Origin of the sequence: Spiroplasma endosymbiont of Tiphia femorata (assembly GCF_964020225.1) — a bacterium.
Lineage (GTDB): Bacteria > Bacillota_I > Bacilli_A > Mycoplasmatales > VBWQ01 > Spiroplasma_E.
The window spans coordinates 1,196,440-1,211,185 of record NZ_OZ026544.1 but is presented as its reverse complement, the minus strand read 5'-3'; the positions used below and the strand labels follow the sequence as shown (position 1 = coordinate 1,211,185).

Sequence of the window (14,746 nt, the reverse complement as noted above, 5' to 3'; positions counted from 1 at the left end):
AAAGAAATAATTGAAAAAATTTAATAAAATAAATATTTAAATTAAGTATCGTTTTTCTTTTATTATTTGTTTTTATAATTTTTTATGTTAAGATTTGTTTATTATTAAAATGTATAAAATTGGTTTTTTAAAACCTAGAACGCGGAAGTTTTATATATGGATATTCAACAAGATTTTTATGTTAAAAAAATTTTTTATGCTTGTTATGTTAAAAATGTTGTTTTACCTATTTCTTTTTTAAATAATATTGGAAATAAAAAAGGTAAATGTTATGTTGGAAATAAACAAAAATTGAGAAATAATACTTCTCGTACTAAAACTAATTTAATTCAAAAAGCATTACATAATTTTTATAATAGTAAAATGTTAAGTTTTGTTACTTTGACTTATAAAAATAATATGCAAGATATTAAAAAAGCAAAAAAAGATATTGGTTTATTTTTTATTAAATTAAAAAAGTGATGAAATGACCCTAAACGTTTTCAAAATTTAGGAGAATTAAAGTATTTTTATGTTTATGAATATCAATCTCGTGGTGCTATTCATTTTCATATAATTTTTAATAGAAAGATATATAAAAGTATGTTAGCAGAATGATGAACTCATGGTTTTAATGATTTAAAAGTAGTTAAAAAAGGTACAAATGAATTTGTTATTAAATATTTAGGAAAATATGTTACAAAAGCCATGGATGATGTTAAATCTATAAATCAGACAGATGTAGGTGTAAAGGCTTATGCTTTTAGTCGTAATTGTAAAAATCCTCTTGTTGTTCGTGGTATTAAAAAATTGACAATTGGAGATATAATTAAAGCAAGTTTTAATGCAACAAATGTATTTTATTTTAAAACTCAAAGAGATAGTAATGGTGATACTGTGATGATTGGTGCTATTATTGAGAGTACTGTTGTAAATGATTATTTTAAAGAATATGAAGATTACGAAAAATATGTATATTTAAGTGCTTTATCGTATAAACATTATTTATGGACTAGTGAAATTGGTTATTTAAATCATAGAGATAGAGATGTTTTGACTTGGGTTTATAAAGTTTTTGGTAGTAAAGTTGAAGAAATAAATTTTAAGAAAAAAGTTTTACATTAGTTTAATTTTTAGTATTTTTTTTATTTTTTTAAATTATAATAAAATATAAAAGGAGAAAAAAATGGATACTAAAACAATAATTGAAATTTGTACTAGTATTATTAGTGCTATGTCTGTTATTATAACTTTAGGAATTACTATATATTTTCAATTTGAAAATAGAAAAAGAACAATTAGAACAGAATTATATAAAGAATTAGAAAAGATTTGAAATAAATATCAATTTTTTTCTTATGAAGAGAAAAATTTACTTAGAGATTATAAAAATGAAATAATAGGTAGTAAACAACTTTCAGTAAAAGAAATGTCAAAACAATTTATAACACATTTTAATTCGTATTTGTGAGAAGTAAATATTTTATTATCTATTTTTAATTTCGAAAATAAATATGAATGTTCTCAATGTAGAAGTATTATTGATACAAAAAAATGAGATGAATTTACTAATTCATTATATAATAGGAAAAAAATAATTGATTGAAGTGTAATTTTTAAATTCTTTTTAGTAACTGAAAAAAACAAGTTAAAAATTATGATTGCTATTTGCCCGAATTGTTTAAAAAATGATTTAAAATAATAAATTTAAAAATTTTAAGTTTTATCATAAAAAATTAAATTATTAAAGAATATACTTGTATATATATATATATATATATATAATGGTTAATGAACATTAGTGATTATTCGCGTTCTTACTAATGTTCATTTTTTATTTTTAGTTGAAATTTTATATTTTTATGATATATTATTAGTAAGTATAGGTTTACCCTACTATGCTTGACTTATTAAATTAAATTTTAATGAACGCGAAAGGTTAAGTATTTTTTTATGTTTAAAGTTCAATTAGTTAATATTGAAAAAGGGCGTATTATTCCCGATAAAAATAATAAAGGTCAAACATTAAAGTTTGATGTTTTGAAGTTTGTAGAAATAAACAAACAAACAAGTGTGCCAACTGGTCAAACACGTGATAAATGATATAATCCGGAATTTGCTAGTGATTTTAATAATTGTTTATCTACTCTTGATTTAAAAGTTGGTAATTTTTATTCACTTGAACTTGATTTAAGCGGTAATATTAAAAAACTTTCTAATTGAAAATAGTTATTTATTAAAAGGGTAATTTTAAATAATTATTTTATGTTAGGAGTTAATTTTAAATTATGGCTAGAAGTAATAATTGTTCTTGTGGACAACCATTTCATTTAGCTATTTATATGTGTAAACTTTGTGACCAAGTTATTTGTCCTAAAAGAGTTTTACAAAACTTATATACTAGAAAATATTATTGTCCAAATTGTATATTAGATATTGCTTTAAATCAGGCAATGAGACAGCAAGAAAGTAAGTTAAATTATGAGACATAAATGTAGTGATTGAACTTATGAACGAGTATATGGTTGTGAAATGTGTTACAGAGTTGCTAATGAAATGGAACGAATAAAAAAAGAGAATAAAAGAAATAAGTAAAAATTAAATAAGGGGCTTATATATGGATTATATATTTTTCATTAAGCCCCAATGGATTAGATTATAATTCATAAATAAGCTCCTTATTAGTATATAAAGTAAGGAGTTTTATTTATGCCTAATGAATTAGAGCAAACTAGTAATTATACTTTAACTAAAATTTTAAGAACTGGATTAAGTCCATTAAGTGCTATGGTAGGTGTTAGTGCTTATTATGGTCAATATTTAAAAGACCCAGTATTAGGTTCTATAAATTCTTTGTTATTTAGTAAAAAGTTAGGAATTGATATATGGAATATTAATCAAAGACCAACTACTAGAAATAAAGTTATTAATAGTTATAAAAAGATATTTTTAGGTTTAGGGACTATTGGTTTAATTAACTATGCCAAGTTTGTTCAGTATGTAGATAAGTCAGTTTCTTTATTAAGAGATGAACCTTGTTTTTGGCCGCCTTGTCCTACTGAACCACCAATTCCTACTCCAATACCAACTCCTAATCCAGTAATTGATAAGCCTTTTGTAGATTGAGATACTTATATATCTTTAAATAGTTTTGGTATAGCGAATGTTATTAGTGGTTTAACTGAGTTAATACCTAATAAATTTGAAGCAATAAGAAAGATATGTAATATGGCTACTGGTGGATGTTTGATTAGTAGTGGTGTTGCTATGGGAATTAATAATAATTTTAATAATTATTTTGCTATTCCTACGATAATTGCGGGAGCAAGTGAAATTATAAATAGTTTATTGTTGCCATTAGGCAATACACATAATAATATAGAGTTACAAGAAGTATTTACTGATGAAAGAGCAAGATTAATTAACACTAGTGTTAGTGATTATCAAAGTACAAATGACAGTATGGTTGATGTTGATTTAAATGATGATAATATGTCGGAGATTAATTTAGATAGAGCAAGTTTAAACTGGGATTATTCTTATGCTTATACATTAGGTGGTGTTTAAAATGAAAAAAGATAAATGAAAAAATATGCCAAGACAAAAGTTACATAAGAAAAAAGCAAAGCGAAATTTTGAACAAAGATTAAGTGAAAATATGAGTTTTGATAATTTTTTAGGAGGTAAAAAATAATGGTTAAATGAATAGTTGTAATATTGGCTGTGTTTGCTACTTCTTGGTTTTTTAAAGGTACTATTAAAAAGTTAGTTTGAAAATTTAAACATAAAAAACATGATATAGTTGATCCCGATTGTTGATATTGTAAAGAACAAAAACGGAAAGAAAGAGCAAGAAAAGAATTAGAGGAGGGAGGTGATTAAAATGCCCGCAGGTTTAACCGCACTATTAAATATGATTGGAGGTATTGGCCAAAAATTATTAGAATCTTTTAGTTATGTATTTGATTGAGTATTTGCTGGTGATTCAATTATGACAAATTGACCAGTTTTAATTCCAATATTTATGATGGTCTTAGTATTTATTAAAGAATTTATAGGACATATTATTCGTGGATTTAGGTAGAAAAAACTAAAGTTGTTTTTAGGAGGTAATAGTTATGATTAAATTATTTTTTGCAATAATTTTTGTTTTTCCTTTATTAGGTAAACTTTTACCTTCTTTAAATAATATTGTGCAAAATATTTTGCAAAGTTATATTACTGATTTTTCCGGTTTACATAATTTATCTTTGGTTATTAAAAGTTTTATTTTTGGTGATAGTTCACAACAAATAGTTTCTATGCCAGCACCATTGTTAGCAATTATTTTAGTACTTTTTACTTTTTCATTAATTTTAAAATTATTAAAAATAATATAGGAGTAGTTTATTATGGGTGTTGCTTTTATTTCAAAAATTTTAGAATTATTTGCGCAAATTTTTATGAAATTTTGAAATTTGCCAATGGCAGATTTGGGTTTTAATTTGGGGACTTTTGTTGTTTTTATTCTTTTAATAAAGTTTGCTATGTCAGTTTTTTTAAATATTGATATTCAGCCAGTTTTTACATCGGGTACTGTAAAGCAAAGTTATAGAAATATTAAAGGAAGTTCAAAATTTGTTGGAAAGCAAATTGCTAAACAACATGAAAGAAAACGTTTAAGAAATAAGGCTAAGGGTGTTGAAAATAAAAAAGGGAAGTTTGTAGGTGCTTAATTTATGAGTGATTTTGTTAATAGTATATTGCATTTAATTTTTATATTTTCTAGTAATGATATTAGTATATTTTTAAATCAACCAAATATTACTGATGAAGTTTATATTTTGTTTAATTTGACTTTTTGGTTGGTATTAGGTGTATTTTTTAATTTTATTTATCGTAGTATTAAATTTGTTTTTAGGTCATTATTTGGGTAGGTGTTAATTATGAGTGTTTGAGATATTTACAATAAAATACATCAATGTATAGTTGATTATTGAACTATGTTTATAGGTAGTCCAGTTGATGATTTTACTACTATTTTATGAAATTTAGTGGTTTATGGAACTCAGTTTTTTATTGGATTTATTATATTTTATGGTTCATGGTGAATTTTAAAATGTTTATTTGGTAAATAATTATGTGATTTAAGTTTGTTAAATTATTTTTTGTTGTAAATAGTACTGTTCAAGCACCAACTAGTTTAATTGTTTTTAATGCACCTAGTGAAAGTAATTACACTATAACTAGCGATATGGTTAAACCCGTTAAATATAATGATTTTAATGATTGAGCAACTATTCCATGAAACTCTGCTTATTTTGATGTTGGCCAACCAGATTTAAAATTAGTTTCTGCTGTTGTACATAAAACTACTGATACTCCTTATTCAATTCAATTTCATTCTGATGTGGTAGGTAATTTTGATAGACGAGTTAGTGATTTGTCTACAAATTATGATTTTACAGAGCAAGATTTAAACCAGTTATCTCTTATTTTATTTAATCATAATTATATACAAACTGGTAAGTTTAATGAGTTAGTTTTTTGAAATTATAATGTTTCTAATAATTTAAGTTTTAAGTTGACTTTTGAAATTACAAAACCTTTGAGTTTTTATATACAAGGTTTTATGTTTTATATTTCTGCTGAATATTTTAGTTATTTTTCTTCTATTTATACATTTTCATTTTTAGATTATGAGGGTAATATTCGTTATAATTTTAAAGGTGTATTAAATGATAAAGATAGTGTTTATAATTTAGGAAAATATAATTTTGTTACTATGCCGGTTCGTGTTCCAAATTTAAAGCATTTAACAATTGATTTTGATTTATCTTCGTTAACTAATCGTGACGGTTTGCATGTTAAATTTGGTCAGATGAATATTTTTTCTTCCAAAGATATTGTTCCAGTACCACCAAATAGTCCTTTTAACCCTGAGTATGAACGTGTTAGTTGATATGATGTTTTTGGTCATCTGCGTAATGCTTTTAGATGAATACTTTATGGTGTTGTTGGTAAAGTTTTACCAGTTGAACCATTAAGACAATTTCTTTTTACAACAGATAGTTTATTACGACATATTTTTTCAGATACGATTAGTACTGCTTTAAATGTTGATATTGTTAGTGGAATAGAAAATATTATACCTTTATGGTTATTTGTTAGAGCAATTAGTTTAATTATAGGTTAGGAGTTTATTATGGAAAATAAAAGATTGTTTTGATGTGAAATTTTGATTACAGTTGTTGTTTGTTTTTAACATCATTAGTTACTGCATTATTTTTTAATTTTGATGTAGATAAATTAAAATTATTTTATGAAAATTCTGGTTTTGATGTTCAATTTTTATTGTTTATTTTTAATTTTATTTTTTCTTTTGTTTTTGGTTCATATTTTATGAAATTTTGTTTTTGAATTAAAAGTAAGTTTAAAAATAAAAATAAGGTGGTTAAATAATGCCTTGATATGGTTACGTGTTATTGGTTATAGGTTTGATTATGATTATTTATCCAATTCTTATAACTATTCGTAATGTTAAAATTTTAAAACGTGTAGGTAGTTATATTATTTCAGCGCCACCACGCACTGGTAAATCTGCTCTTGCTTGTTTTTTAGCACAAACTCATAAAAAACGAGTAGTTAGTCCTTTTCCTATTAAATTAAAAAATGGTTATTCTTATTTGGTTAATTATAATGATGTTTTTACTTTTAATCAGTTAGCAAGTAATTATGCTTTTGAGGAACAAGATTTAATAATTTTAGATGAATTAGCATTAAAAATAAATTCTAATGATTTAGGAGTACAGTTTAAAAATCAACAAGAAAGTTTAGGACAATTTTGTAAGTTAATAGGTCACATGTTTAATGGTACAATGTATTTGATTGAACAATACCCTAATAGAATACCAGTACAAGCAAGAGAAAAAGTAGAGTATGTTGTGCAAGTTAAAAGAATGCGTTTTTTGGGCTTTGTTGTTATATTTAATCTTAATTTATATACTAATATTGAGGATTATAATAAAGTAGTGTTTTCACGACGTAGAACAAAGAAAATGATTAAAAAAGGCATAATGCCTCCAAGTTATAGCGGTGAAGCAATGGCTATGACTTTATTTTTTCCTAGACATTGGTTGAAAAGGTATAATTCTAGGGCTTTACATTATGTGCATGAACTTAAAAGTGAATTATCACCTAAGAAATACCTTAAAGAAGCAAGTAGTATCGATATGACTTATAGTGATATTAAATTTGCTGGTTTGGATAAATTGGATAATATTTTAAAGAAAAAAGATAAACTTAAAAATAAAGATAAATAAAAATGATTATAGTCCCAGTGAACCTACTGGGACTATAATTTGGGTGAGCCACGTAGTGGCGAGGGACGAAGTCCCTATATACTTGATAAATCAAAGTAATGGTTTTTTAATTTATTGAGTTTTAACTATAAAATTAAAAAATATTTTTATTAAGTATCCTTAACCATTTCATAGTATAACTATTTTATTTTTTTAATTTTAATAGCCATTTTCATTTAGTGGTATTTTAAATCAAAAACCTTCATAACAAACAACATTTCCAAAATTATTTTTATATTTTTGATAAGAACGACAAATATTATTATAGGCTTGATAATAGCGTTTTTTATTAGTTTTATCAATGTGGTAAACTTTTAATATTGCTTCTTCCATAGTGTCATAAACACCTAAACAGTTATCTTCTTTATCATATCTCGCATAAATAAAATTATTTTTTTTCATTTTTAACTCCAATACTTTTTTATATATTCCCATAATTTAAGATTTACTTAGAACATAGATTATATTTATAATATTTAGGATTTTAAAAAAATATGAAATGGTGTAAGAACATTAAATTAGTTTGTAAATTTATAAAAAATAAAATGATAAGTTAAATTTATGACAATATTAAAAATATTGTTAATAACATAAATTGATAACAAATTATTTTTTTATAGAATATAGTTTTAATTGAAAAATTATTATTTATTGTTTATTTTTGAATTCTAAGTAAATCTTAATTTAAGTCTATAATTGAAAAAATGAATATACAATAAAAAATTCACTTTTTTATAAAAAGGCGAATTTATTTCATAATTTTATATTTATTGTAAAATTAAAATTAAAATTTTATTTAATTTTTAACTAATATTTTTTAAATTTATTATTTTATTTTAAATAAATTTTTACTATTTTAGTGGTTTTTTATTTTTTTATTATAAATTATTTTTCATTTTTTTAGATTTATTTGAAAAAAAATTAACTAAACACTTTCTATTTTAAATGATTAAAATTAAAATAATGTTATGTTTAATAAAACAAGAAATAAGTATATTAATAGTTTTAAAAAAACTACTAAAATATTTTTAAAATTTAATGGAGGATGAAAATGCAAACTTTTATTGGAATTATAGGTTATTTAGCCGGAATATTGTCTATTATAACATTTATTCCACAAGCAATAAAAACAATAAAAACTAAGGAAACTAAACATATAATCTTATCAACTTATATTATTTATAATATTGCTAATCTTTTTTTCTTGATATTTGGAATACTTTCAGTAACATTACCAGTAATGTGACCAGAAGGTGCTGATACTCTTGAAATTGCAATTTGAGGTTCTACCTTAATAATACCGTATACAGTAACAATGACTGCAACTAATTGTATTATTTATGTTAAAGTAAAAAATATGAAAACGTTGGGCGAAAATGCTAAAACTTTGGAGGAATAAAAATAATGGCAAATACTGAATGATGAATTATTACTATAATAGGGATTATTGGAGCACTTATTGCTGTTATAGCATTTTGTCCACAGTCTTTAAAAACAATAAAAACTAAAAAAACAGATGGTATTTCTTTACTTACATTTATTCTTTATACAACAGCTAACAGTTTATGAGTATTATGGGGCATTATTCATTTATCATATCATGGTGGATCTGAATCAACAATTTTAATGAAAGATTTAGTTATAATTTGTGCTAATACACCTTGTGCAATATGATCAGGAATTATTCTTGGTATTAAAATTAATAATATGTATAAATATGGTGAAGATTGTAAAAAATGAAAAGGTAAAGTAAATATAAAGAGTAACTTTTAATAGTTTATTTTTTTAAAAAAATAATAATTTATTACTAAAAATGCATTGTAATGATGCATTTTTTAATAGTTATAGTAGTAAAATACTTATCAAAATTAAAAATATAATTTAAGTTATAATATATGTATAATTAAAAATTCTGTGGGGTTAAATAATGATAATTCAAAATGATGTTTATAAAATTCTAGTACAAGTAATCCTAGAAAAAGGTCATTGTAATGTTTTATTAGCACAAATGATGCGAGATAAAAATCTAACATTATCAGAAAAAGAAGCAATTGAAAAGATAGTACTAGGAACCTTAAAAAATCAAATTTATTTAGATTATATATTAAATCAAATATGAAATGTTTTGAAATCAGTAATTACTATTCCTTTTCACATAACTATTTTATTATGAATAGTTTTATATGAAATCTATTTTTTAGAAATTACTAATAAAGAAATTTTCATTGAAAATACTTTAAAAAAAGTAAGCACCATTGATAATAAACTAACATTTATTATTTCTAAAGTATTAGATTTATGTTTTACTGAATTTAGATCAGAATTTAATTTACAAAAAGAAAGTAAACAAAATATTAAATTAATTAAATATAGTTATCCTAGTTGATTATACTCTTTAATAAAATCACAATTTAGTATTAATATTGCAAATCAATTGATAAAAGATAACTTAAGAATGCCATTAATTAGTTTTAGAGTTAATACATTAAAAACTACTGTTAATAAAGTGTTAAACAATGAAAATTATAAATCTTTTAACTTTTGTTTAAGCGAGATAGTATCTGATGGTATTATTAGTTCAAAGTCAATTTTTAACACAAAATTATATGAAAATGGTGAAATTATTAAACAAGATCAAGCAAGTATGTTAGTTAGTCATATTTTAGATCCACAACCATATGATGAAGTATTAGATATGTGTGCAGGAATTGCTAGTAAAACAGCCCATATGGCAGCTTTAATGTCTAATCACGGTAAGATAGTTGCTTGTGATATAAATGAAGAACGATTAAAAATTGGTGCTACTTATTTAAAAAAATTAGGGGTAACAAATACTAAACTTAAATATGGTGATTCTACAATATTAGATTTTAATAATAAATTTGACAAAATTTTAATTGATGCTCCTAGTACTGCTTGAGGTTTAATTAAAAGAAAACCAGAAGTTAAACTTATCAATTGAAGTAAAGAAGAAATTAATCAGTTAATTACTGTTCAAGCAAAATTATTAAATAAGGCTTATCAACTTTTAAAACCTGAAGCGATAGTTGTGTATGTTACTTGTACTTTCAATATTAAAGAAAATCAAAATCAAATTGAGAATTTTGTTAAAAATCACCCAGATATGACAATCATTGCAGAAAAACAATTTTTTGGTTTTAATAACAATACTGATGGATTTTATATTTGTAAATTAAAAAAAGGAATATAGGGGGACAGTTTATGAAAATAAATGCTAGTTATAAAACAGATGTTGGTAATTATCGTACAAATAATCAAGATGCCGTTTTATATTTAACAAATAACACTGGACAAGTTATTGGTGTTGTTTGTGATGGATTGGGTGGTCATAAATGTGGTGAAGTGGCGAGTAATATGGCTGTTAGTATGTTAAAAAAATTTTTTGAAACAACAGATTTTACTAAATTAAAACATGATAAACAAATTCATGCATGATTACAAGAAAAGATAGAAATTATTCAAATTGAAATGAATAATTTTAGTTTAAGTAATGAACAAGCGCTTGATATGGGAACAACTATGGTAATAATTTTAATTACTAATAACAAAGCTTATTTAGTAAATATTGGTGATTCACGTATTTATCAATATAGTGAACAAGGATTAAAACAGTTAACAGTTGATCATAATATTTTAAATTTATATTTACAAAAAAATACAACTAAAGAATCAAGTGTTGATTTAAATCACACTTATTGAAAGGCATTGACTAGTGCTCTTGGTCCACGTAAGCCATTAAAAACTGATATTTTTCATTTACCATTAATAATTCCATCATATTTTCTTTTAACTAGTGATGGTGTTCATGATTTTTTAGAAGAATATGAAATAGTTAATATTTTAGAAAAAAATGGAAATATTAATAATAAAGTTAAATTATTAATTAAGCAAGCATTACTTAATGTTTCAACTGATAATGTTACTGCATTATTAATGGAAATAAAATTTTAGTCTTTTGATATTTTTGTGTAAAATATAAATTATAAATAAGTTAGTAATTTTTAAAAAATAAATTTAAAAGTAATGGTGAAACTAATGGAAATAAATAAATTATTGAATAATCGTTATCATATTTTAAAAATTATTGGTTCGGGTGGTATGGCTAAAGTTTATGAAGCACAAGATAAATATTTAAATCGGCAAGTTGCTTTAAAAGTAATTAATCCAATTTCACCACTAGATGACTTAATAAAAGAACGATTTTTGCAAGAAATTAGAGCAGTATCTAGAGTTAGACATCCCAATGTTATTTTGGTATATGATGTTTTTATTGATAAGAAAGATTGATGCTTAGTTTTTGAATTATTAGAAGGTAAAACATTAAAAGAATATTTAAGTAATTATTCAGTTTTATCAGTTAATGAAGTTATAGTTATTATGAAAGAAATTTTAAAAGGGGTTAATGCGTGTCATTCAGTCAATATTATTCATCGTGATTTAAAACCTGAAAATATTATTTTAACTAGTAGTGGAGCAATTAAAGTTTTAGACTTTGGTATTGCTGTTATTGATGATTATGAAGTTAAAAAACACGCTAATCAAGTTGTAGGAACAATGAAATATATTGCTCCAGAAGTAGTAAAATTTCAAAAACCAACAATTCAAAGTGATATTTATGCTTTGGGTATTATATTATATGAATTATTAGTTGGTAAACCACCTTTTTTTCATAAAAATCCACAAATATTAGCCGCTAAACATATTAAAGAACCAATGCCATTAATTCATGAAATTAATAAGAATATTCCACAAAGTTTAGAAAATATTATTTTGAAGGCAACTGCTAAGAATATTAATGATCGCTATCGGACAATTAGTGAATTGAGTAATGATTTAGATTGTTGTTTAAAAACGGAAAATAAAAATAATATGTTATTTAAGAAAAATTACTTAAATTCACAAAAATTAAAAAAACCATTTTATTTAAAAAAAGAATTTTTATTATCTTTAATTTTAATTATATTATTACTTATTGGTGTTATTATAAGCATATTAATTTTATATTAATTGGAGGACACTATGAATTTTAAACAAGGAATAGTTATTGGAGTTGCAAATAACTTTGTTGAAGTAAGAATTGATAATCAAATTTTTTCTTGTTTAATCAAAGGAAATTTAAAATTTCAAACAGCAAAAATTTTAGTTGGTGATTATGTTAAAGTTAATTTTAAAGATGATAAAAATCCTTTGGTTGAATCAATTTTACCTCGATTTAATGAACTATATCGACCAAGCATTGCTAATGTTGAACAAGTATTAATTGTTAGTTCTCTTGTTAATCCTTTTCTTAGTAGTTTTCTATTAAATAAATTATTAACTATTTTTAATTATTATCATTTAAAAATAATTTTAATATTTACAAAAATTGATTTGGTAACTAAAGATAATGAAGTTTGAACAAAAGTTAAAGCATATCAGAATTTAAATTTACCAACAATTTTTATTTCAAATGTTAAAAAAAATGGTATTGAAGATTTAAAAAAAGTTTTTACAAACAAGTTATCAATATTAACAGGTACTTCAGGAGTGGGAAAGAGTTCAACTTTAAATAGTTTGGATAATAATTTAAAATTATGAACACAGGATATTTCTACAAGTTTAAATCGTGGTAAACATACCACAACTAAAACTCGCCTTTATTTTTTACATGATGGTATTATTGCAGATACACCTGGTTTTTCGGTCTTTCAGTTACAAGGTCTAAGTAGTATTGATATTGCTACTAATTTTCCTAGTTTTACTAATATTTGACAAAATTGTAAGTTTCGTACTTGCTTACATCAGCAAGAACCAGAATGTGCAATTAAAAAAGCAGTTGCAAATAAAATAATTTCTAGTTTTTTTTATGAAGATTATTGTAAAATTTTAATAGAATTCAATAAAATTAATAATTTAAAATAAAGGATGGTAATATATGAAAAAAGAAGTAACAATTGCCGCTAGCATTTTAACTGCTAACTTTCTATCTTTAAAAGATGATTTATTAAATTTACAAAATGCAGGAATTAATTGAATTCATTTTGATGTTATGGATCATCATTTTGTTGAAAATTTAAGTTTTGGTGCAAAAATATTAAGTGATGTATGTAAATTTAGTTCTAATATCAATATTGATTGTCATATGATGGTAAAGATAACAACATCAAAAGTATGTGATTATTTAAAACCATTTATAATTTTACCGCAAGTTAAAAATATTACTTTGCATTATGAAGCATTAACAGAAGAACAATTAAAAGAATTTCTGCAGTGAAAAAACCCTGGTTTTAAAAAAGGAATTGCCATTAATCCTGATACACCAATTTCAAAAATTTATGATTATTTGAAAGAACTTGATACAATTTTAATTATGAGTGTGCAACCAGGTGCGGGTGGACAACGTTTTTTAGATTTAACTATTAATAAAATTAAAATGTTAGTAAAACATATCGATAATAATTTTCCAAATATTACAATTGCTGTTGATGGTGGCATTAATAATTTAACAGCAAATGATTGTATTGCTGCTGGTGCTAATTACCTAGTAGCGGGTAGTTATTTATTAAATAGTGATAATTCAGTAAAAAAACAAGTTGCGATGTTAACAAATTATGAAAAATAGTGATATTAAACAATTAGTAATTGTTTGTCGTGATTATAATTTAAATTGAGAACAATTTATTAATCCAATTTTTATTGGTGTTGAAACTGGTGTTTTATCATTATTAAAATATAACAAACCAATTAAGTTTATTTGTGGTGATAATGATACCATTAATAAACAACAGTTAAAGATTTTAAATGATCAAAGTAAAATACATAATTTTGAAATTATTACTTTTAATAAAGAAAAAGATTTTATTGATAGTGAACTTGCGATAGTTACTGCAATTTCCAAAAAAATTGATTTTCAACAAATAGTGATAGTAAGTGATGGAATACGTTGGGATATGTTACTTGCTAGTATTAATATATTAAAAAAATATGAATGTTTTAACCCAATTTTATTAGGTGAAAATAATTATTGTTTTTTACTAAAAGCAAAATCAGAATATATTTTTTACAATTGACAATTAACATATAAATATATTTCTTTTTTTAGTTTAGACAATGAAGAAGTAATTTATAATTTTAGTGGTTGTAAGTTTTATCCAAATCAAGATATTACTGTTACTAATAATAGTACGCAAACTATTAGTAATGAATTTAACAAAGAAGAAAGACCAAAACTAATTATTAAAAAAGGAAAATGTTTAGCTTTTTTTACATAAATAATTTTTAAAATTTAGAAAAACTAATTATTATTTTATGACAAAAGTATATTAATAAAATCTTAAAAAAAAGATAGTATAATAAAAATCATAAACTTAATATAAGTTTTCTAACCCTTATTTTTATTAAAAATAAATGGGTTTTTTTATTTTTTA

At 23.1% G+C, this 14,746-nt stretch carries 24 protein-coding genes; 23 read left to right on the top strand and 1 reads right to left on the bottom strand.

Going from position 1 to position 14,746, the window contains the following annotated elements; all coding sequences use genetic code 4:
- The first annotated feature begins 156 nt into the window (after window positions 1-156).
- From AACK83_RS07505 to AACK83_RS07435, 15 genes are all read left to right on the top strand, one after another.
- Complete coding sequence (locus AACK83_RS07505; protein WP_338956758.1) at window positions 157-1,104, top strand: rolling circle replication-associated protein; 948 nt, start codon at window positions 157-159, stop codon at window positions 1,102-1,104.
- 61 nt (window positions 1,105-1,165) lie between these two features.
- The gene (locus AACK83_RS07500; RefSeq protein WP_338956756.1) at window positions 1,166-1,681 is read left to right on the top strand and encodes a hypothetical protein; all 516 of its coding nucleotides are present in this window, start codon (window positions 1,166-1,168) and stop codon (window positions 1,679-1,681) included.
- 251 nt (window positions 1,682-1,932) lie between these two features.
- A complete protein-coding gene (locus AACK83_RS07495; RefSeq protein WP_338956755.1) occupies window positions 1,933-2,208 on the top strand; it encodes a hypothetical protein in 276 nt (91 codons plus the stop codon).
- Between the two features lie 59 nt (window positions 2,209-2,267).
- Window positions 2,268-2,471, top strand: coding sequence for a hypothetical protein (locus AACK83_RS07490; protein WP_338957439.1), 204 nt, complete (start codon window positions 2,268-2,270; stop codon window positions 2,469-2,471).
- Window positions 2,472-2,688: 217 nt separating this feature from the next.
- On the top strand, window positions 2,689-3,546 hold the full coding sequence (locus tag AACK83_RS07485; protein ID WP_338956752.1) for a hypothetical protein: 858 nt from the start codon (window positions 2,689-2,691) through the stop codon (window positions 3,544-3,546).
- A gap of 1 nt (window position 3,547) precedes the next feature.
- Window positions 3,548-3,673 (top strand): hypothetical protein, encoded by a 126-nt coding sequence (locus AACK83_RS07480; RefSeq protein WP_338956654.1) that lies wholly within the window; start codon window positions 3,548-3,550, stop codon window positions 3,671-3,673.
- Window positions 3,673-3,861, top strand: a complete 189-nt coding sequence (locus AACK83_RS07475; RefSeq protein ID WP_338956750.1) for a hypothetical protein — start codon at window positions 3,673-3,675, stop codon at window positions 3,859-3,861. Before AACK83_RS07480 ends, AACK83_RS07475 begins: the two co-directional genes overlap by 1 nt.
- A gap of 1 nt (window position 3,862) precedes the next feature.
- Window positions 3,863-4,063 (top strand): hypothetical protein, encoded by a 201-nt coding sequence (locus tag AACK83_RS07470; RefSeq protein WP_338956748.1) that lies wholly within the window; start codon window positions 3,863-3,865, stop codon window positions 4,061-4,063.
- 34 nt (window positions 4,064-4,097) lie between these two features.
- A complete protein-coding gene (locus AACK83_RS07465) occupies window positions 4,098-4,358 on the top strand; it encodes a hypothetical protein (RefSeq protein WP_338956747.1) in 261 nt (86 codons plus the stop codon).
- A gap of 12 nt (window positions 4,359-4,370) precedes the next feature.
- Window positions 4,371-4,694 carry a hypothetical protein gene (locus tag AACK83_RS07460; RefSeq protein ID WP_338957437.1) on the top strand — a complete coding sequence of 108 codons (324 nt, stop codon included), beginning with the start codon at window positions 4,371-4,373 and terminating at the stop codon, window positions 4,692-4,694.
- Between the two features lie 3 nt (window positions 4,695-4,697).
- Complete coding sequence (locus tag AACK83_RS07455) at window positions 4,698-4,895, top strand: hypothetical protein (protein WP_338956743.1); 198 nt, start codon at window positions 4,698-4,700, stop codon at window positions 4,893-4,895.
- A 9-nt stretch (window positions 4,896-4,904) separates the two neighbouring features.
- On the top strand, window positions 4,905-5,096 hold the full coding sequence (locus AACK83_RS07450; protein ID WP_174481228.1) for a hypothetical protein: 192 nt from the start codon (window positions 4,905-4,907) through the stop codon (window positions 5,094-5,096).
- 2 nt (window positions 5,097-5,098) lie between these two features.
- On the top strand, window positions 5,099-6,154 hold the full coding sequence (locus tag AACK83_RS07445; protein ID WP_338956741.1) for a hypothetical protein: 1,056 nt from the start codon (window positions 5,099-5,101) through the stop codon (window positions 6,152-6,154).
- Window positions 6,155-6,186: 32 nt separating this feature from the next.
- A complete protein-coding gene (locus AACK83_RS07440) occupies window positions 6,187-6,420 on the top strand; it encodes a hypothetical protein (protein ID WP_338956739.1) in 234 nt (77 codons plus the stop codon).
- On the top strand, window positions 6,420-7,280 hold the full coding sequence (locus tag AACK83_RS07435; RefSeq protein ID WP_338957434.1) for a hypothetical protein: 861 nt from the start codon (window positions 6,420-6,422) through the stop codon (window positions 7,278-7,280). The genes AACK83_RS07440 and AACK83_RS07435 overlap by 1 nt, the downstream gene beginning before the upstream one ends.
- 198 nt (window positions 7,281-7,478) lie before the next feature.
- Here the strand turns inward: AACK83_RS07435 and AACK83_RS07430 are convergent, their stop codons facing one another.
- Complete coding sequence (locus AACK83_RS07430; protein ID WP_338957432.1) at window positions 7,479-7,721, bottom strand: hypothetical protein; 243 nt, start codon at window positions 7,719-7,721, stop codon at window positions 7,479-7,481.
- A 649-nt stretch (window positions 7,722-8,370) separates the two neighbouring features.
- On the opposite strand from AACK83_RS07430, the gene AACK83_RS07425 reads away from it, so the two are divergent.
- The 8 genes from AACK83_RS07425 (at window position 8,371) to AACK83_RS07390 (ending at window position 14,590) form a co-directional block, all read left to right on the top strand.
- Window positions 8,371-8,718 carry a SemiSWEET family sugar transporter gene (locus AACK83_RS07425; RefSeq protein ID WP_174481527.1) on the top strand — a complete coding sequence of 116 codons (348 nt, stop codon included), beginning with the start codon at window positions 8,371-8,373 and terminating at the stop codon, window positions 8,716-8,718.
- A gap of 5 nt (window positions 8,719-8,723) precedes the next feature.
- Complete coding sequence (locus AACK83_RS07420) at window positions 8,724-9,092, top strand: SemiSWEET family sugar transporter (protein ID WP_174481526.1); 369 nt, start codon at window positions 8,724-8,726, stop codon at window positions 9,090-9,092.
- Window positions 9,093-9,246: 154 nt separating this feature from the next.
- Entirely contained in the window at window positions 9,247-10,530 is a 1,284-nt protein-coding gene (locus AACK83_RS07415) for a methyltransferase domain-containing protein (RefSeq protein WP_338957427.1), read from the top strand.
- A gap of 11 nt (window positions 10,531-10,541) precedes the next feature.
- Window positions 10,542-11,291 carry a protein phosphatase 2C domain-containing protein gene (locus AACK83_RS07410; RefSeq protein ID WP_252319575.1) on the top strand — a complete coding sequence of 250 codons (750 nt, stop codon included), beginning with the start codon at window positions 10,542-10,544 and terminating at the stop codon, window positions 11,289-11,291.
- Between the two features lie 84 nt (window positions 11,292-11,375).
- Window positions 11,376-12,347: a serine/threonine-protein kinase gene (locus AACK83_RS07405; RefSeq protein ID WP_174481523.1), complete on the top strand. Its 972-nt coding sequence runs from the start codon at window positions 11,376-11,378 to the stop codon at window positions 12,345-12,347.
- A 12-nt stretch (window positions 12,348-12,359) separates the two neighbouring features.
- Entirely contained in the window at window positions 12,360-13,241 is an 882-nt protein-coding gene (gene rsgA, locus AACK83_RS07400) for a ribosome small subunit-dependent GTPase A (protein WP_338957422.1), read from the top strand.
- Between the two features lie 13 nt (window positions 13,242-13,254).
- The gene (locus AACK83_RS07395) at window positions 13,255-13,941 is read left to right on the top strand and encodes a ribulose-phosphate 3-epimerase (RefSeq protein ID WP_338957419.1); all 687 of its coding nucleotides are present in this window, start codon (window positions 13,255-13,257) and stop codon (window positions 13,939-13,941) included.
- A complete protein-coding gene (locus AACK83_RS07390) occupies window positions 13,931-14,590 on the top strand; it encodes a thiamine diphosphokinase (protein ID WP_338957416.1) in 660 nt (219 codons plus the stop codon). The genes AACK83_RS07395 and AACK83_RS07390 overlap by 11 nt, the downstream gene beginning before the upstream one ends.
- Window positions 14,591-14,746 lie beyond the last annotated feature (156 nt).